This window comes from Bacillus sp. cl96, assembly GCF_900100505.1.
In the GTDB taxonomy this organism is placed as follows: Bacteria; Bacillota; Bacilli; order Bacillales; family Bacillaceae_G; genus Bacillus_A; species Bacillus_A cereus.
Map to the genome: position 1 here is coordinate 226,935 of NZ_FNDM01000009.1, position 18,250 is coordinate 245,184.

The following is an 18,250-nucleotide window of genomic DNA, read 5'->3' on the forward strand; positions in this document are numbered from 1 at the left end:
AACCTCTCTATTTCAGAGAGGTTTTTTCCTTATCCATCTTTTCTAAATATGTTAACGCATCATCCAGCGTATCCACTGGTACAATTTTCATTTTTGTTTTAATATCCTTTGCAGTCTCAAGTGCATCTTTATAGTTCGATTTCTCCGCACCTTTTTCATTTGGCGCAAAGAACACTTCAGCCCCAGCATCGCTAGCAGCCACCACTTTTTGATTTATACCACCAATCGGGCCCACTTCTCCTTTTTCATTAATTGTACCTGTTCCAGCTATTTCATGTCCTTTCGTTAAGTCTTCTTCCACAAGTTGATTATATATTTCTAATGTGAACATTAAACCTGCGGATGGTCCACCAATTTCATTAGAATTAATTTTCACTTTCGGATCGACCACTAGTTCTCTTTCCGTAACGATAGAAACACCTATACCGACACGTCCATTCCCATTAGGAATCGTCTTTACATTTAAATTCTCTTTCAATTGTTTTCCATTTCTCATGTACTCAATACTTACAGCATCATTTTCTTTTTTCCCTGTCATATATTCAATAAATTGCTCCGTCTTTTCAAATGTTTTTCCGTCAACAGCTATAATAACATCACCAAGCTTAAGCTTTCCTTCTGACGGCATTCCTTTTGCCACACCAGCAACTAATACACCTTTATTTTCAAAAGATACTGAGCGATTTGCACGTTTATATGCATTATAAATCGCTGCATTTTGTGAATCTTTCATCGCATAATTTTGGCGAAATTGATATTCTTCATCACTCTCACCTTTTTGCAATATTTCTTCCGCTTTCGAAATATGTGTATATTTATTAAACTGTGCCGCTATTAAATTCACCACATTTGCTGGTCCCATTGAAACCGTAACAAGCATAAAATCACCAGATTCTTTCGTTCCACCCTCAACTTGAACATAAGGCTCTAATTTGGCAGCCATTCCTGGTTTTGTTATATAATACGGTAAACGTACGTAAACAAGTAACATCGCCAATATAACCCCTATTAAGATTGCATATATAAACCGAAAACGCTTAAACATTATGTTTCTCCTTCCACTGCTCAATTAATAAATAAATATTTGAAATATGTTTTTCTGCTTCTACTTCTCCAACTCGAATAATGTCTTCAATGTTTGTAAAAGCACGTGAACTAAATTGCTCTACAGCTGGTCGCATCATTAAATCCGATGCAATTTGCCGATTCATTACAAGCTCATGCTGCATAATTTCAATACTTTGCATGATTACGTCATAAATGGACGTAACATCGCCATTTACCTTAATTGGAGATACATCAACAGCGATAACAATATCGGCCCCTAACTCTTTCACAACCGATACTGGGATGCGATCAATGACTCCACCATCCACTAATAATCTTCCATCTATTTTTTCTGGTACAAACACTCCAGGAACAGATATGCTAGCCCTCACCGCATCTGCAACTGGCCCACTTGTAAAAACCACTTTTTCCCCCTTCAATATGTCAGTAGCCACAACAGCCGTCGGGATATCTAACTCTTCTAAATTTTTATTATATGTAAACATTTTAATCATATCTTTGACACGTTTTCCAGCAATAAATCCCATTTTCGGTACCGTGAAATCTAAATAATACTTCCGCTTAAAAACAGATGCTAATTTATACAATCTTTCAACGTTACTACTTGCCGCATAAAACGTACCTATTAGCGCCCCCATACTACTTCCTGCAATCATGTGAATAGGGATACCCGCTTCCCTTAAAACCTTTATTACACCAATATGAGCAAACCCTTTCGCTCCTCCAGACCCAAGTGCTAAACCAATCTTTGGTTCTTTCATTTTTCTCACCCTTTAATTTTTTTCATTCCTTTTTCATACTTATGGTCTAAATTCACTACGTATCCACGTATACTGAAATGAACGTTTTTTGGGACAAAGGGGGATTTACTTACATGTATGAAAAATGGAAAACCGCTTTCCTTACCATATCAACGCTATTTTTAACCTTTTCTCTTGTACTCCACCCCCAAGCCGCTTTGCAAGCTTCTATTCGCGGGTTAAATATATGGTGGGAAGTTGTATTCCCTTCACTACTACCGTTTTTCATCATTGCGGAACTTCTAATTAGTATCGGTGTTGTAAAATTTATTGGCGTTATATTAGAACCACTCATGCGCCCACTTTTTCGCGTTCCAGGGATAGGCGGATTTGTTTGGGCGATGGGAATGGCTTCTGGTTTCCCTGCAGGCGCCAAATTAAGCGCTAGACTACGAAAAAGCAATCTTTTAACTCAGATTGAAGCAGAGCGCCTCGTTTCTTTCACAAATTCTTCTAATCCACTTTTTATTTTCGGTGCTGTGTCTATCGGTTTTTTTAATAATCCGAAATTAGGAATTATATTAGCCGCTGCCCATTATTTCAGTAACTTTGCTGTCGGATTAATTATGCGTTTTTACGGCGATAATACCGCTTACAAAATTAATACACACACTACAAAAAAACGTCGCTTTCAAAACCCTTTTTTAATCCTTCACGAGACACGCTTACAAGAAAAAAGACCAATTGGTAAATTACTTGGGGATGCCATTGTTTCTTCTATTCAAACATTACTTATGATTGGCGGATTTATTATTTTATTCTCTGTGTTAAATAAAATGATTACTGTATTTCACATTACAGCAGCTCTTTCTTTTATTATGCAACATATTTTATCATTCTTCCAACTAAGTACAGATTTTAGTATACCTATATTATCAGGTATTTTCGAAATGACACTCGGAAGCCAAATGATTAGTCAAATAAATGAAACACCGCTCTTACAACAAGCTATGGTAACAAGCTTCATTTTAGCATTTAGTGGTCTTTCTATTCAGGCACAAGTTGCTAGCATATTAGCTGAAACAGATATCCGATTTAAACCCTATTTTTTCGCACGAATTATTCAAAGTATTCTTGCCCCTATTTTTACATTTGTATTTTGGACACCATTTTATGAGAAAGTGAGTTCTTTCTCGCCTATGCCAAAAGATATTCCTGTATTTTTATCCGAACATCCTTCTATACTACATGAAATTTGGACATCTTTTATACATTATGGACCAATTTTCACATTATTTTGTCTATACTTATATGTTATTTTATTATTTTTGCGCACATATAAAGAAAAACCCCGTTCACTTTAACGGGGTTTGAAACTTTTCTTTTAAAGCACGTTCTACAATAGGAGGTACAAGATCTACTACACTTCCTCCATACCTCGCAACTTCTTTTACAATACTCGAGCTTAAAAATGAATATTGATTGTTTGTCATAATAAAAAATGTTTCAATATTTTCATCTAATTTTCGATTCATAGAAGTAATTTGCATCTCATATTCAAAATCAGAAACTGCTCGTAAACCACGTAATATTGCATTTGCATTACGCATTTTTGCATACTCTACTAATAGCCCACTATGCGAATCTACTTTTACATTCGGGATATCCTTTGTCGCTTCTCGAATTAATTCTAATCGCTCTTCAACTGAAAAGAATGGTTTTTTTGATGAATTGTTTAAAACGACTACGTACACCTCATCAAATACTTTTGCTCCCCTTTTAATAATATCCAGATGCCCAAGGGTAATTGGATCAAAACTTCCTGAAGAAATAGCTATACTTGTCATTCTGTCCCCTCACCTTCATACTTATAAATCGATATTGCAGTAATCCCATAATTCTCAGCTCGTACTTTTACAAGCCTTCCTATTGAATTAGGTAAAACTACATCATTACCATGCTCTGCCATAATTAATCCATCACTATGTAGCAATCCATGTTGATCCATTATACTAATTAAAGATACAATTTTTTGCTCTTTATATGGAGGATCTATCAATATAAGATCGAATGACATTTCACGTTTTATTAGCGCCTTTACTGCACGTTCCGCATCATTTCGATATACTTCAGCTTGTTCCTGTACTCTACAACTTTCTAAATTTTGATGAATTACTTTTATCGCTTTACTATCCCGATCAACAAAAATTGCTTTATCAATCCCTCTGCTCAAAGCCTCAATTCCAAGACCACCACTACCACCAAATAAATCAAGGGCGATACCACCATCAAAATAAGGACCTATCATATTAAAAATAGATTCTTTTACTTTATCTGTCGTTGGACGTGTTGTATTACCAGGAACCGCTTTAAGTGGGTGTCCTTTACATTTTCCTGAAACTACTCTCATCTGTTGTCACTACCTTTATTTCAATCTATCGAGCGATTATAGAAAGCCATTCCCACTTCGGTAACCGTTAACAAACCACATTCACCTAACTATAGGAAAACTCGGCCTCAAATAACCTCTCGTTATTTTTATGTATTCATCTCATCATTCACTAATATGAACCCAATATGTATATTAGTTCCACTTTATCTTTTTTATCCTATCACAAAATAAAAAAAAGAAAAATAAAAAGCCCAACATAAAATTTAATTTCATTATGTATATCTTCATTTAGATTGGACATAAATAATTATAACAACATCACCTTCGATGTTGTTGCCAACCGCGGAGAAGACTTACGTTTCCCCATAAGTTCTTCCTCCGGTTTCTCCTCTCCCTTTGCCTTCTTACTAGTACATGCTAGTATAAGAAGGGCCCTGCTATGCAGGGTTTTTTTTCTTTGTGTGCTTTTCATTTAAAAAGTGAAATGGTACAGTAAAAGAAAGAGGAGGAAAAGATATGATTCAACGCTTTATAGAACTCGGAGAAGGCTACTCTGATTTATATGAATTACTTGAAATTGCCAAAACAAATCAAGAACGTATAGCACATATGTTACAATTTGAAACGATAAAAAACGATAAAAAAGTATGTTCGCTTGTTGTAATATTAAAACCAACTACTACTGGTGATTTCCAACCATTATACATATGTCGTGAAGGCATTCCTGTATTTGAAAATAAAAAAAGTAAACGTGTCATTTTATTTGAAGAAACGGCAGAACAACTCGGAAAAAAAGTGGCTACCTTTACTGTAAAACCATCTACAACTTTCCCAGAAAAAGAACTATTTTTTAATCATTTAATTGGTATTTTACGAATGAACAATTTCATTCCTCCGATGAAATAACACGTTATTCCAAGTGAAAAATCCCCGGCTAAATTTAGCCGGGGATTTTTTCTATTAGCTATAATCGTATTCTTTTGCTCGATCAGGACGGGAATTTTCAAATTCCGTTTTTAAATACGGGCGATACGACTGTTCTATCTTTTTCACAAAAGGAAGTTTGTTCAACTTATGCATCATATGCTCAATTTGTTCCATATCACAATATACTACAGCATATTTTAATCGTTTTGATATGTAATGTATGTTACCATATTTCCTTAAAATCTTGGCATGTTTCAATGAATGTAAATAAACAATCATACTTTGTCGTTGCCCGAACATAATCTTCTCCATCTTCTCCTTTTAAAAACATATATTTTATATTCTATGAAAACCAATCAGAAATTTATAACATTACAGGACAAACTCTGTATACGTTTTCTTCCAACTTCTAAAAAACGGGGTACATCACCCCGTTTTTTTACAACCACAACCTCCGCCAGTACCACAACCTCCACCACAGCCACCAGCATCAAAGAATGGATTTCCTGTTGGCACTTTAATGGAAGAAGACACTTCCGAACCGATTGCTACACTAACTTCGTCTAATAACTTCTGCAAAGCAGTTTCTGCTCTTTTAAAAGCTGCAACCTTATCATGTAAGTCCACAGAACGCTTTAATTCTCTCATTTTCATTGACACGGTAGTATAGTCAGGATGGTATTTTCCAAAACGCTGTACTTCCTCATACCGTTCTTTCATCGCTGTAAATTGCTGAATGAGCGTCTGAAGTTCCATATCTTCATGTAATTCTCTATAATACTTACGATAATCTTCTGCTATATCTGAACAGATAATCGCTTTTGCAAGCTGCTCTGCCTTATCTAATATTAATACGCTTTCTAGCGTCGCTACAATCATGAGAGACACCTCCGAGTATCCATCATACCACATTTAGATTAGAACTACTAATTGAAGTGACTTACTCAAAAGAAAGATATAATGAAACTATTTTTACACTATATCCGTACACACTTATACATTAATATGTTCCGCTATATTATATTTAAGAACATCCCACTTTCCACTATTTTGTTTCACATAACTAATACACGCATTTTTTAATGGTGTCTTAAATGTAATTTCATCTGGTTCAATGGCATGTAAAATCGCTTTTATCGCGTGTGAGTGAGCAACAATAATAATACGTTTGCCAAAATGAGTTGTCGCAACATCTTCTAAAGCAGCAAAGCAACGAGCTACAATCTCTTCATCTCGCTCCATACCTTCTACTTTACCTTCAGCAATCAACTCTCTAACAGCCGCAACCGGCTTCCCTGAAGCTTCTCCAAAATTCCGTTCAACAAATCGCTCATCTAATAAAATCGATTGTAATCCAACTGTCTTTGCAATTTCATTAGCCGTTTCTTGCGCTCTAATTAACGGGCTACTTATAATGATATCCCACGTTTCTTCTTGTAAAGCAGCTGCACTCTGACTCGCTTGCTTCTTACCAACTTCATTAAGCGGAATATCTTCTCGCCCCTGAATAATTTCTTGAAAATTCCAATCAGTTTGTCCATGTCGTACTAAACAAATTTCCGTCATGCTGCAACTCCTTTTTAAATAATCAACCTCTATTGTAACAAAAGTTCTGCATGACGGACATATTTTTCACTTCCAATTAGGTTGCATTTTGTTGCTTCATATACTGAAACATATCAATCATAATCGAAGCAACGGCCAATTGATTTTGAAACTTTTCCACTTTATCTGGTATTGTTTTTTTGAAATGTTGCATCGCCGCTAACTCAAAAGCCTCTTTTTCTTCAGGATTTCGTGTTAATTTTCTATACCAGTACGGTTGCTCTCTAATATAGCGAGATAAATCCTCATCAGCCTTTATAAACTCCATAATTTCTGCTCTCATCATCTTTCCCCCTAATCCTTTTGAAAGAAAAATGGGTTATTTTCTGAAGTACTTTGCTCTTGCTGCGTACGGTTACCTTGAAATTGCTGAATAACTTGTTGCACGCTCCCGATTGCACTCGTCACATTGGCTAAATGGTTCTGCATTTGTTCCACGTCCAACTTTTTAAAAAAAGAAAGCATTTGCCCCATCACATCAGCAGTTTTTTCCTCTTCAGTTCGATTATCTTTTTCTTTTTTATTTTCTTTTACCGAAGAAAACGCAGGCGCTCCATCCGGTCTATAAGTTGCCCATATTGGATCTTCTTCACCAAGTAAGTACCATTCTTCATAAAATTGTTGCCATGTTTTATGACCACTTCTAACCTCATGAACCATTTTAGGGTGATGGTTTACAAATTCTTTAAACTGTTGAACCGATGGATGTAACGGTCCTTTTGTTGTTGGCATAATCCTCACCTCTCCATGTATATCTACTATATAGTAAGAAAAAAAAGGCGCATGGTTCGCCTATTTTTAGACGATTCATGCACCTTTTTTTCTGCTATTTGCATACGGTCAGATTCCCACCTACAATTCAGTGAATACGAAGTAACTAATTTGGTGATGTTAACACCCCACCGCTTACAATTTCACTTTATTTTCGAATAAAGTTTTGTGTATAAAATTTATCGTATACACCCACACCTAATCCTGTAAATTGTTCATTTAATAAATTCTTTCTATGCCCCTCACTATTTAACCAACCTTGCACTGCCGCAATTCCATCACTATGTTGCGCCGCTATGTTCTCACCAGCAAGTTGAAATCCTACTTTCCCGCGCTGCAAACGATCTCCTAGTGTACCTAATGTAGGTGAGTCATGAGAAAAATAATTATTGTCTTTCATATCTTTACTGTGACCAACAGCAACATCTGCTGTTTCCTGATCCCATGTTAATAATGGTAATTTATGACGACTTCGAATGATATTTGTTAAATCAAAAATTTGTTGCATATTCCCATTTTCTACTTGTTTTATTTTTTCTGGAGTCAATGGTTGTTCTGCTATTAATTCACCTGAATAAACGAGCTGATACGGTCTTTGGCGTAATAAAGTTTCATCATCCATATAACGAACACCAACAAGCTCATGTGTAAATTGATCAAAATACAATTGCGCCCATCCATCTTCTACAGGTATTAACGGTTGTTCCATGACTTCGGTATCAGATAGCTCAAATTGATAACTATTTTTCCCTCTTTTTAATGAAATTTCATGCGAAAGCGGACTTTTTTTATATACTTCTTCATATTTTTCATTTATATAATAAGGTGGAACCTTAACTTGTTCACCAGCTGCGTATGCCGTTACAACTTTACGTTCAGAAACTCCAAATTGAACATACTGAGTTAAATCCTGGTTGTATACCCACCATTCATATCCGTATGCAGATGGCTCTATTCGAGAGGGTTCTCCCCACTTCGCTAATAAGTTTTCAGAGTCTTCACCAATCATATTTAAAACAGTGTCTGAGGAGTCTTCCTTAATTTGCTTTTTCTTTTTCACAATTTTATTTTCTTGCTTTGATTGAGATGGGGTTAATATATATTGTGAAACGAGTAATTTCCCGTATAAATCAACAGCTAAAATTAAAAATGTAATCATTACGATACGCAATAATTTCTTCAAACGATATACCTCCTGAACAAAACATAAAATTGAGATATACACAAATCCTTTTCTTTCTTTTTGTGTGTACCGTACTCTTTTCACTATATCATATTTTTGTGAAAAAAGTCTGGATTATCCCTTTTCTCTCAATATGAATTGCACTTTCTTATTATTCATACTATTATAAAAATAATGGTGTAACATTAAAAAAGGAGGTATTATATGCAATTTACAAATACGAAATTTAATGGAGCCGTCGTTGAATTAACTCTTTTAACTGAAATCATGGAAAACAACCACTTCGTACTTGCCGGACAGTGGGATTATGAGCGAGTTACATACGATTATAAATTTGAAATATTAAAGGATATTTATTATTTACGAGTGCAAGGAGTTGCTGTTGAAGGTGACATTGGCAGTAGACACGCTGAAGTAAAACTACTTCCCCCCTTATTAGGAAAACATTATTATCCTCACGGCGTTGAATATGGTGATGATGAGACTTTCCCAACGAATGTACTTCAAAAAAGCGAACAACTCCTACAAAATGTCGAAAAAGAGTTAAAAGAATTTCAAATTATTGATTAACAAAAACAAGCGCATCAATATGATGCGCTTGTTTTATTTCCCTTCCCTAAGAATGAATCGTTTTTTTTACTGGATATCCATAAATAGATCCATCTTTTACTTTAATCTCATCTTCCCAAGGAACCTTATATTTACCTTCAGCTAAATCTTTTACAAACGTATATGGATTTTCTTTCACCCCACCAGGAGTTGCTACATATCCTCTTGAACCTAGATTATATATATTATTTTCCAATCCCCATCCTAATCTAGCCTGATCTGCTAGTTCTGGATATACTTCAGCAGTAACAATCTCCCAAGGATTTCGATGTCCCTGTACTAAAGTAGTCCCATCAAAATTACATACTTGTCCTTCACCAAAGTAATAAAATACGCCATCATAACCCGCTAAGTTTACCGACAATGTATACATTAAATTCTGCCATGCATTTGAACGATTGGTTAGCATCCATTGTTCACTAACTTGTGTACTATATCCAGAAATACGAATTAAGACATTTGCACCTTTATAGGCCGCTTCACGAGCTACTTCAGGGAACATGCCATCATGACAAATACAAACAGCTAATTTACTTCCTCCAGGTCCATCACAAACAGGTAAGCCTAAATCTCCAGCTTTCCAAGGCTCGACTGGCACCCAAGGATTTAGCTTACGATACTTCAAAATCATTTCACCTTGTGGATCAATAATAACTGCTGTATTATATGGCTCTCCACCATCAGGATTTTTCTCCATTATTGAAAAAACACCATATACTTTAGATTCTTTACATGCCTCAGCAAATAAGTCTGTTTCTGGCCCAGGCACTGTGCATAAAAATTCTTCTGTAGTCCATTTTTTTGTATTGAGCCCTTGTGTACTATATTCAGGAAATACTATCAATTCTAAACCAGGGTAACCTGATTTGGTCGAATGAATTGTTTTTATGATTTGTTGAATTTGTTTATCAATGTCTGCACGCGATTCTACTACTGGTACTGGATATTGAATTAGTGCTGCCAAAAAACCACTAATCGGCTTTACCATACTTCCACTACTACCCATTTAAACTCCCCCTTAAAATAGTTCGTGTTTATTAAAGATAACAATATATATTTGTAACTCTCTAAAAAACTTGCACTACATATGGAATTATTACGCATGAAAGCTAGTAGTAAATTTTATCTCCACTTTTAGTACACGCCTACACTAACTTAACATAAAAAATTAGAAAATTCAATCTTTTTAAGGTAGCTAAAACTAAAAAGAAAAAGCGCATGGAATCCCATACACTTTTTTTACTTAGTCTGTAAATACGGCGGCAATTGTTGCAACTGCTCCTTATCCTTTTCACGTTCTCTACGTGCCCATCTAAAGAATACATAGCCTATAATTGTACCGTACACTATTTCCTGGACAATTTTCATTATGATACCACCAGTTTGCTGGTCTTGTACGACTGGCATCCAGTGCAAAAATTCTGGTCCCGTTATATTTAAATCTGATAAAGTGCCCGCTGGTACACATAGTTCCATCGCTTTCATCCAAGCAGCCGGATCCGTATACGTTGCAAATAACGGGGCTGTCGCAAAAATTATTAACGCACAAGCAGGCGTTAATAATATGCCATTAGCAAACATATAACCAAGTTTCTTTATATCACTTAATGTTTGATATTCTGGTAATGGATTTAACATCGGCCACCACATCATGATTGCTGTAAAAAACAATATAGCGAGACAAATAGGATGAGCTATTTGACTTTGTTTTACCGTATCAAAAACAACTGGTAAATGATAAAAAGAAAACAGGCCGTTAAATACAAATAACGCAATAAGCGGTTTAGCAAATGCCTTTAATATAATTTGAACAAACTTAAAAGAAGTAATATAACGATATAACCAAATTGGTATACCAAGCAACAGTAACGGTGGAACTGCAATATACATGACTGCCATTTCAAACATATGAGCACTAAATATAATATGGCCAATTAAATCAATAGGCCCTCCCTTTACAAAATACAAAAGAACAATACCAGTCGTAAAATAAAAAATTTGCTTCTTACTTACCTTCGTCGCATTTTCAAATCGCATTCTATATGGCCCAATAATTAAGAAGTACCCAATAAGAATCGAAAGCATAAATAATAAAAAGATTGGACTCCATAAAGCCTGAAAACCAAATATCCACAAGTTACTCATTTTCACACCTACCTTCGTAAGGTTATCTCATAATATGAAGAGGGAGCTGTGACAACACAAGCTCCCTTATTTTTCACTTTTCAAATCCACACGATTGTCATAAAAGCTAAAATTGTAATTAACCCTATTAGCAGACCAGAGTAAAGAAAGAAACTTGCTGCTTCATGTCCTTTATGACTCATATGCATAAAATAATACAATTGAAAAATTACTTGTACCACTGCTAATAGTAAAATAAACGGTACAGAGAAAATCGGACTAAAAGTTTTTGGATACGCTACCGCTACAAATGCAACTAATGTTAAAAAAATCATTAATGCAAACGTAATAACTTGATGCCTCATTTCCTCCGCACTTTTTCTCTTCCGATAAACAAGATCAACTTTAGGATTATTCGTTTGCTTTATCGCCATTGTTTATCCCACCATTCCCATTAAATATACTACAGTGAAAATAAACACCCAAACTACGTCAATAAAGTGCCAATAAATCGATGCAACATAAAACTTCGGTGCATTGTATAAATTTAGACCTCTCTTCGCATTTCTAAAGATTAATGTTAGAATCCAACATAACCCAAACAATACGTGGAGTCCATGTGTACCAACAAGAGCATAAAACGCAGAGCCAAACGCACTACTTCTCATAGTATGCTTAAATTCATGTGTATAATGATAAAACTCATATATCTCAAACCCTAAAAACCCTAAACCTAGCAATACTGTTACTAGTAACCAAAGCTGCATTTTCTTAAAGTTAAAGTTTTTCATGTGATACATCGCATATACACTCGTTAAGCTACTCGTTAATAAAAGCATCGTCATAATGAAAACGAGTGGCATTTGGAACATCTCTTGAGATGTTGGTCCACCATTTGTAGAATTCTTTAACGCTAAATATGTTCCGAATAAGGAAGCGAACAACACTGTTTCGCCTCCAAGAAATAACCAAAAACCGACAAACTTATTTTTCCCTTCAAGGGTTGCTTTTTCAGGCTCTGCTGGAAATGTTTCATTCGTTAATTTTTCATCTACATGCATTATGCCTTGCCCCCCTTATCCTCTAAATCTTCTTTATGAATATGATACCCATGATCATCAATTACTGAACGTAGGAACATTGCGCCAAATGTAATGATTAAACCAATAATTGCTACTAATAACCAGAACTTATCTTTTCCGCCCTGCATATACATCGCACCAAATGCCGCTATAAACAATCCGAAAGAAATGACAAATGGTGAAAACGAAGGATTTGGCATATGAATATCACCAACTGGTTCCGCTGCTGTCATCTCTTTATTACCTTCACGTTTTTCAATCCAAAACGGATCTAATCCGCGAACAAATGGTAATTGTTTAAAGTTATATTCTGGTGTCGGTGCTGGCATTGTCCATTCTAATGTACGTGCATCCCACGGATCACGACCAGCTTTTTCTTTTGATACTGTCGTTTTAATTACATTGAATAGAAGAACAATCGTTCCAAGAGCCATAAACACCGCTCCGATGGAACTAATCATATTCCCCATTTCCAACCCTTGCCCTTCAAGATATGTGTAGTAACGGCGTGGCATACCAATCAAGCCAAGGAAATGCTGAATAAAGAACGTTAAATGGAAGCCGATAAAGAATAGCCAGAACGTTATCTTTCCTAATGTTTCATTTAATACTTTATTAAACATCAGTGGCCAATAATAATGAGCTCCTGCAAGTAAACCAAATACAACACCGCCAACGATTACATAATGAAAATGCGCTACTACGAAATAGTTATCATGAAATTGATAATCAGCTGGTGCAGATGCTAGCATAACCCCTGTAACTCCACCCATTACGAATGATGGAATGAAAGCTACTGCCCACATCATTGGTGTCGTAAAACGAATACTTCCGCCCCACATTGTAAAGAGCCAGTTGAATATTTTGATACCAGTTGGAACCGCAATCGCCATTGTTGCGACCGAGAAAATAGCATTAGCAACTGGACCAAGTCCAACAGTAAACATATGGTGCGCCCATACCATAAATCCTAAAAATCCAATTAATACAGTCGCAAACACCATCGATGAATAACCAAACAATCGTTTTTTCGAAAATGTCGCGAAGATTTCTGAGAATATTCCGAAAGCTGGGAGTATAAGAATGTATACTTCTGGATGACCGAAAATCCAGAATAAATGCTCCCATATAATTGTATTCCCGCCCAATGCCGGATTAAAGAAACTTGTTCCAAATAAACGATCTAACATTAAAAGTCCTAATCCTACAGTTAACGGCGGAAAAGCGAATAATATAAGCGAAGATGTTACAAATGTCGTCCATGTAAACATCGGCATACGCATGTACGTCATTCCTGGCGCCCGCATATTAATAATGGTTACAAGGAAGTTAATACCTCCAATTAATGTACCAATACCTGAGATTTGCAAGCCGAGTACATAGAAATCAACACCATGACCTTTAGAGGCTAAAGCTAAAGATGCATAAGATGTCCATCCTGCATCAGGTGCTCCACCTAAAAACCAACTTAAATTTAAAAATACTCCACCAAAGAAAAATAACCAAAATCCGAGTGAATTCAAAAACGGGAACGCTACATCACGTGCACCAATTTGAAGTGGTACAGCGGCGTTCATAAATGCAAACACGAGTGGCATAGCTGCGAGGAAAATCATTGTTGTACCGTGCATCGTTAATACTTGATTATAAGCATCCCCAACAAGAAAAGCATTGTTAGGAATCGCTAATTGAAGGCGAATAAATAGAGCTTCTATTCCGCCTATTACAAAAAACAATCCACCTGCAATTAAATAGAGAATGGCAATCTTTTTATGGTCTACTGTCGTTAAATAATCCCATATGACAGCACCCATCCCCTGTTTTTTTGCTACAGAACTCACGTTTTCAACCTCCCCTTCGCGAATAATCCCTCTTTACTTTTCAACTTTTAACGTTTGTAAGTATGCATTTAATGCATCAATTTGATCATCCGTTAAGTTGCCATATTTGCCAGTCATTTTGTTTCCTGGCTTCATATTTTCAGGATCTTTCAGCCATTTTTTTAAGTTTTCTTCATTGTTTTCGGCAATACCGGCAACCATATCGCGATCCGCAAAGTTTGCTAAGTTTGGTGCGATACGAGCGGAAGGTGGTCTACTATCATTAGATCCAACTGCATGACAACCAATACAGCTTTTATTAAATATTTCTTGGCCCTCTTGCGCCTTTGTTGAAGCTACTTCTTTCTTCCCATCAATCTTCTTCATATCAGCAAGCCATTTTTTGTACTCGCTTTCATCTAAAGCTTTCACTTTAAATTGCATTAAAGAATGTGATGGGCCGCAAAATTCTGTACAAAAACCATTATAAGTGCCCGATTTATCTGCCTTTAACCACATTTTGTTCACATTGTCTGTATTTGTATCCATTTTCCCTGCTAAAGATGGAACCCAAAATGAGTGTTTAATATCGGCACCCTTCAAATTTAAATACACTTTCTTACCTGTGGGGATGACCAAATCTTGCGAAGTTACTATCTTTTCTGATTTATAAGAAAATTCCCACCAATAAAGATTCGCTGTTACATCAACAACGATAGTATCTTTATCAATATTCTTTTTCTCCATCGCACTTACATCAGCAAGTTTGAATGTATATGTAACTGTTGGAACAGCTAAGATTAGTAAAAGAATAATCGGAATAACTGTCCATATAATTTCTAGCTTGTGATTCCCTTCAACTTGCTCTGGAATATAATCTTCCTGACCTTTCTTTTGTCGGAAACGCACAATTACATATAAGAAAATAATAGTAACTACTAGTACTACTCCTACCATGATTGCACTCGCCAGTAGAAGTAAATCATATTGCATTTTTGCTACTTCTCCTTGCGGAATTAAAGTAGATTGAAAGGCTTTACCGCATCCCCCTAACAGTAAAGCCAGCAGTGAAACGAACGAAAGCAGTCGCCACTGTTTCTTCATACAAACAACCCCCACTTTCCTTGTGAATTAGATTGTACTTTATAGTTAAGTAAAGTAAATCTCAACGTAAAGAAATCCAATTATGTCGTTGTCTTAGAAGAATGTAACTACAATCATTGATACAAATAAGATTGTTAAATAATTTAGGGAATAAACAAACATTTGCACGGACCATTTGATGTCATCTTTCTTACGGAAGCCATAAAATCCTAAAACGATCCATCCGATGTTAAGCAGTGTTGCAATTACCATAAATGTTATCCCTAGTCCACTCATATAAAATGGTAGTGGTAATAAACATACTGTCCAAATCATAATTTGGCGTTTCGTAATTTCAAATCCATGAACTACAGGAAGCATTGGAATTCCTGCATTTCGATATTCATCAACACGTTTCATTGCTAATGCAAGGAAATGTGGGATTTGCCAAATAAACATAATTAAAAATAACATCCAAGCAATTGGATGGCCTAAAGATGGATCGATTGCTGCCCATCCAATTAAAGGAGGAACTGCACCAGATATACTACCTACAACAGTATTTAGTGTATACTTTCTCTTTGTCCATAAACTATATAGAACAACATATGTGAAAGCACCAATAAATCCCATTAAGACTGCCATTGGTGTTGTTAATAATAAAAATACAAAACCAAGAAGTAATATGACTAGTCCAAATGTAAGTGCAAATCCTGGTTTATACTTTCCAGTAACCGTTGGACGGGTCTTTGTTCTTTCCATTAATGGATCGATGTCTCGATCAATGTAGTTGTTTAAACAACATACCCCTGCCATAACTAATCCAGAACCAACGATTGTAAAGAATAACTTATCCAGATTGTCCATTACACTTAATCCATTAAAGTGTAATGCCAACCAAAATCCTGTAAATACAGTAAGTGTATTTGAGTTTACAATCCCCATTTTAACGAGTGCTTTTAAATCTTGTAACCGAGTTGTTTCCGGTACACTTGTAACAGCGGACTCATCATGCAGCTCACTTGTTGCATGGTTCATCACTCTAACCCCCTCTTAAAACTTTCATCTTTCTTTTTGCGCATATTTCAAATGAAATAATTCGCTTCTATATAGCAATATTATTACAGTAGAAACATTGTTAACCCATTCTACTACTAATCTACGCCCATACTCCAATATATTAAATCATATTTCCCGAACATTTTGTGAAGAAAACATGAACTTTTTGTGTCGAATATAAAAAACTTCATTCTGACTTGTCCTTATCATAACATGATGTTACCTTCTATAATAAACTATTTTGTCTTATTTAACACGTATTCTCCCCATTTCTTTTCAAAATAGCCTATTTTTCACCTAAAATTTTCCTTAGGAACCCTGTTTTTACACCTATTTTCTCCCCCTTTCCTTCCCCCTCCATTTCTTTGCTATTTTATTATTTTTTATATATCATAGGAACTAGCGCGTTTTATTCTATACATAATGGAATGAAAATATTTCGCAATAACTTCATAGCAGAAAGATGGTGAAAGAGATTGCAACGCTTTATTAAATGGTTAGCAGTCATTACAAGCCTTGATTTATTAATAGTTTTATTAGGAGGCGCTTTAGTTACAAAAACAGGTTCTGGTCAAGGTTGTGGTAAATCATGGCCACTTTGTAACGGTGAATTTGTTCCATCTAATTTATCAATGGAAACTATTATTGAACTTAGCCACCGATTAACATCCGGATCAGCTGGAATTCTTGTCACTCTCCTTTGTATTTTGTCCTGGAAATATTATAAACATGTGCGTGAAACAAAAACGTTAGCAATTTTATCCTTCGTATTTTTAGTTGCACAAGCATTAATGGGAGCAGCAGCAGTTGTTTGGGGCCAAATGCCAGCTGTACTTGCTATCCACTTCGGTATTTCCTTAATTTCATTTGCTTCTGTCATTTTATTAACGTGTCTTATCTTTGAAATTGACCAAAAATTTGATGCACGTTCACTTATTATGGACAAAAAAATGAAATTTCATATTTATGGTGTAACAATTTACAGTTATATCGTCGTCTACACAGGTGCTTTAGTACGTCACGAACGAGCTAGCTTAGCCTGTCCAGACTTTCCTTTATGTAGCAAAAACAGACCTATGCCAACTCAACTACATGAATGGGTTCAAATGGGCCATAGAGTTGCAGCGATGTTAATTTTCGCTTGGATACTATACGCGATGATTCTCGCTATTCGCCATTACAAACAGCAACCTGTCGTATATTGGGGATGGATCATTTCATTTATCCTTGTTACACTTCAAGCTGTAGTAGGAGTTTTAGTTGTATTTACAAACGCTAGTTTAGCAATGGCATTGTTACATTCTCTATTCATTTCTTGCTTGTTTGCCGTACTATGCTATTTAGTTATGTTAGGAACAAGAAGTAAAGTGAATGCAAAAGAAGCCGAATTAACTTCTAAACAAACAAAATAATTTAAAACTAAAATCCCTTGCCAATTCGGCAAGGGATTTTTTGCAATAAAAAAAGAGCTGTATTTTGAAGTGACCCCTAAAAGTTAGACACGGTTATTTCATTAGGCAGCTTGATAAAAGTGAGTCCGGTATTGTACCGGGCTCATTTTTAATTTCGCCTTAATCCGTTTCGTATTATAATAATCTATATATTTTTCTAATTCTATTTTAAAGTGCTCTACATTTTCAAATTCTTTTATGTAGAGGAACTCCGACTTCATAATCCCAAAGAAATTTTCTATTACTGCGTTGTCGTAACAGTTGCCTTTTCGAGACATACTCTGGACGATAGCTCTTGATTCAAGTGTCCGGACGTACTGTCTCATTTGATAATGC

At 35.6% G+C, this 18,250-nt stretch carries 22 protein-coding genes; 4 read left to right on the forward strand and 18 right to left on the reverse strand.

The features are described from left to right. Nucleotides 1-7: 7 nt before the first annotated feature. Nucleotides 8-1,045 carry a SepM family pheromone-processing serine protease gene (locus BLT20_RS20115; RefSeq protein WP_000476281.1) on the reverse strand — a complete coding sequence of 346 codons (1,038 nt, stop codon included), beginning with the start codon at nt 1,043-1,045 and terminating at the stop codon, nt 8-10. Next, nucleotides 1,038-1,829, reverse strand: coding sequence for a patatin-like phospholipase family protein (locus BLT20_RS20120; protein WP_000662588.1), 792 nt, complete (start codon nt 1,827-1,829; stop codon nt 1,038-1,040). The genes BLT20_RS20115 and BLT20_RS20120 overlap by 8 nt, the downstream gene beginning before the upstream one ends. A gap of 113 nt (nt 1,830-1,942) precedes the next feature. Here BLT20_RS20120 and ylbJ point away from each other — a divergent pair, with 113 nt between their 5' ends. Further along, a complete protein-coding gene (gene ylbJ / locus BLT20_RS20125; RefSeq protein WP_000273082.1) occupies nt 1,943-3,172 on the forward strand; it encodes a sporulation integral membrane protein YlbJ in 1,230 nt (409 codons plus the stop codon). On the opposite strand, the gene coaD is transcribed toward ylbJ, so the two are convergent. Both coaD and rsmD read right to left on the reverse strand, forming a co-directional pair. After that, nucleotides 3,164-3,655, reverse strand: coding sequence for a pantetheine-phosphate adenylyltransferase (coaD, locus tag BLT20_RS20130; RefSeq protein ID WP_000200601.1), 492 nt, complete (start codon nt 3,653-3,655; stop codon nt 3,164-3,166). The two genes, ylbJ and coaD, sit on opposite strands and share 9 nt — an antisense overlap. Then, nucleotides 3,652-4,218, reverse strand: a complete 567-nt coding sequence (gene rsmD / locus BLT20_RS20135) for a 16S rRNA (guanine(966)-N(2))-methyltransferase RsmD (RefSeq protein ID WP_001266978.1) — start codon at nt 4,216-4,218, stop codon at nt 3,652-3,654. The genes coaD and rsmD overlap by 4 nt, the downstream gene beginning before the upstream one ends. Before the next feature lie 498 nt (nt 4,219-4,716). Between rsmD and BLT20_RS20140 the strand changes: the two genes are divergently transcribed. Beyond that, nucleotides 4,717-5,106, forward strand: coding sequence for a DUF7147 family protein (locus BLT20_RS20140; protein WP_000616017.1), 390 nt, complete (start codon nt 4,717-4,719; stop codon nt 5,104-5,106). 54 nt (nt 5,107-5,160) lie between these two features. Here BLT20_RS20140 and BLT20_RS20145 read toward each other — a convergent pair whose 3' ends face one another. The 6 genes from BLT20_RS20145 to BLT20_RS20170 form a co-directional block, all read right to left on the reverse strand. Continuing rightward, nucleotides 5,161-5,427 carry a YlbG family protein gene (locus BLT20_RS20145; protein WP_002082261.1) on the reverse strand — a complete coding sequence of 89 codons (267 nt, stop codon included), beginning with the start codon at nt 5,425-5,427 and terminating at the stop codon, nt 5,161-5,163. 126 nt (nt 5,428-5,553) lie between these two features. Next, complete coding sequence (locus tag BLT20_RS20150; protein ID WP_000634366.1) at nt 5,554-6,006, reverse strand: YlbF/YmcA family competence regulator; 453 nt, start codon at nt 6,004-6,006, stop codon at nt 5,554-5,556. A 114-nt stretch (nt 6,007-6,120) separates the two neighbouring features. Further along, the gene (locus BLT20_RS20155) at nt 6,121-6,693 is read right to left on the reverse strand and encodes a histidine phosphatase family protein (RefSeq protein WP_000134946.1); all 573 of its coding nucleotides are present in this window, start codon (nt 6,691-6,693) and stop codon (nt 6,121-6,123) included. 76 nt (nt 6,694-6,769) lie between these two features. Then, on the reverse strand, nt 6,770-7,015 hold the full coding sequence (locus BLT20_RS20160; protein ID WP_001200990.1) for a YlbE-like family protein: 246 nt from the start codon (nt 7,013-7,015) through the stop codon (nt 6,770-6,772). Nucleotides 7,016-7,026: 11 nt separating this feature from the next. Beyond that, nucleotides 7,027-7,464, reverse strand: a complete 438-nt coding sequence (locus BLT20_RS20165) for a YlbD family protein (protein WP_001143346.1) — start codon at nt 7,462-7,464, stop codon at nt 7,027-7,029. 187 nt (nt 7,465-7,651) lie between these two features. Next, a complete protein-coding gene (locus BLT20_RS20170) occupies nt 7,652-8,686 on the reverse strand; it encodes a CAP domain-containing protein (RefSeq protein WP_000735378.1) in 1,035 nt (344 codons plus the stop codon). A gap of 204 nt (nt 8,687-8,890) precedes the next feature. On the opposite strand from BLT20_RS20170, the gene BLT20_RS20175 reads away from it, so the two are divergent. Further along, complete coding sequence (locus tag BLT20_RS20175) at nt 8,891-9,256, forward strand: YugN family protein (RefSeq protein ID WP_001160944.1); 366 nt, start codon at nt 8,891-8,893, stop codon at nt 9,254-9,256. A 46-nt stretch (nt 9,257-9,302) separates the two neighbouring features. On the opposite strand, the gene BLT20_RS20180 is transcribed toward BLT20_RS20175, so the two are convergent. From BLT20_RS20180 to ctaB, 7 genes are all read right to left on the reverse strand, one after another. After that, nucleotides 9,303-10,301, reverse strand: coding sequence for a formamidase (locus BLT20_RS20180; protein WP_000535786.1), 999 nt, complete (start codon nt 10,299-10,301; stop codon nt 9,303-9,305). 233 nt (nt 10,302-10,534) lie between these two features. Further along, the gene (gene ctaG / locus BLT20_RS20185) at nt 10,535-11,440 is read right to left on the reverse strand and encodes a cytochrome c oxidase assembly factor CtaG (RefSeq protein ID WP_000069023.1); all 906 of its coding nucleotides are present in this window, start codon (nt 11,438-11,440) and stop codon (nt 10,535-10,537) included. 80 nt (nt 11,441-11,520) lie between these two features. Next, nucleotides 11,521-11,853 (reverse strand): cytochrome c oxidase subunit IVB, encoded by a 333-nt coding sequence (gene ctaF, locus BLT20_RS20190; RefSeq protein WP_000985706.1) that lies wholly within the window; start codon nt 11,851-11,853, stop codon nt 11,521-11,523. Nucleotides 11,854-11,856: 3 nt separating this feature from the next. Next, a complete protein-coding gene (gene ctaE / locus BLT20_RS20195) occupies nt 11,857-12,480 on the reverse strand; it encodes a cytochrome c oxidase subunit III (protein ID WP_000557861.1) in 624 nt (207 codons plus the stop codon). Next, the gene (gene ctaD / locus BLT20_RS20200) at nt 12,480-14,315 is read right to left on the reverse strand and encodes a cytochrome c oxidase subunit I (protein WP_153579316.1); all 1,836 of its coding nucleotides are present in this window, start codon (nt 14,313-14,315) and stop codon (nt 12,480-12,482) included. Before ctaD ends, ctaE begins: the two co-directional genes overlap by 1 nt. Before the next feature lie 60 nt (nt 14,316-14,375). Continuing rightward, nucleotides 14,376-15,425: a cytochrome c oxidase subunit II gene (coxB, locus tag BLT20_RS20205; RefSeq protein WP_000745268.1), complete on the reverse strand. Its 1,050-nt coding sequence runs from the start codon at nt 15,423-15,425 to the stop codon at nt 14,376-14,378. Between the two features lie 93 nt (nt 15,426-15,518). Beyond that, nucleotides 15,519-16,442: a protoheme IX farnesyltransferase gene (gene ctaB / locus BLT20_RS20210; protein WP_001015058.1), complete on the reverse strand. Its 924-nt coding sequence runs from the start codon at nt 16,440-16,442 to the stop codon at nt 15,519-15,521. Between the two features lie 497 nt (nt 16,443-16,939). On the opposite strand from ctaB, the gene ctaA reads away from it, so the two are divergent. Next, complete coding sequence (ctaA, locus tag BLT20_RS20215) at nt 16,940-17,875, forward strand: heme A synthase (RefSeq protein WP_001188743.1); 936 nt, start codon at nt 16,940-16,942, stop codon at nt 17,873-17,875. A 101-nt stretch (nt 17,876-17,976) separates the two neighbouring features. Here ctaA and BLT20_RS20220 read toward each other — a convergent pair. Beyond that, the coding region (locus BLT20_RS20220; protein ID WP_141770360.1) for an IS3 family transposase at nt 17,977-18,250 on the reverse strand (274 nt) is incomplete at its 5' end.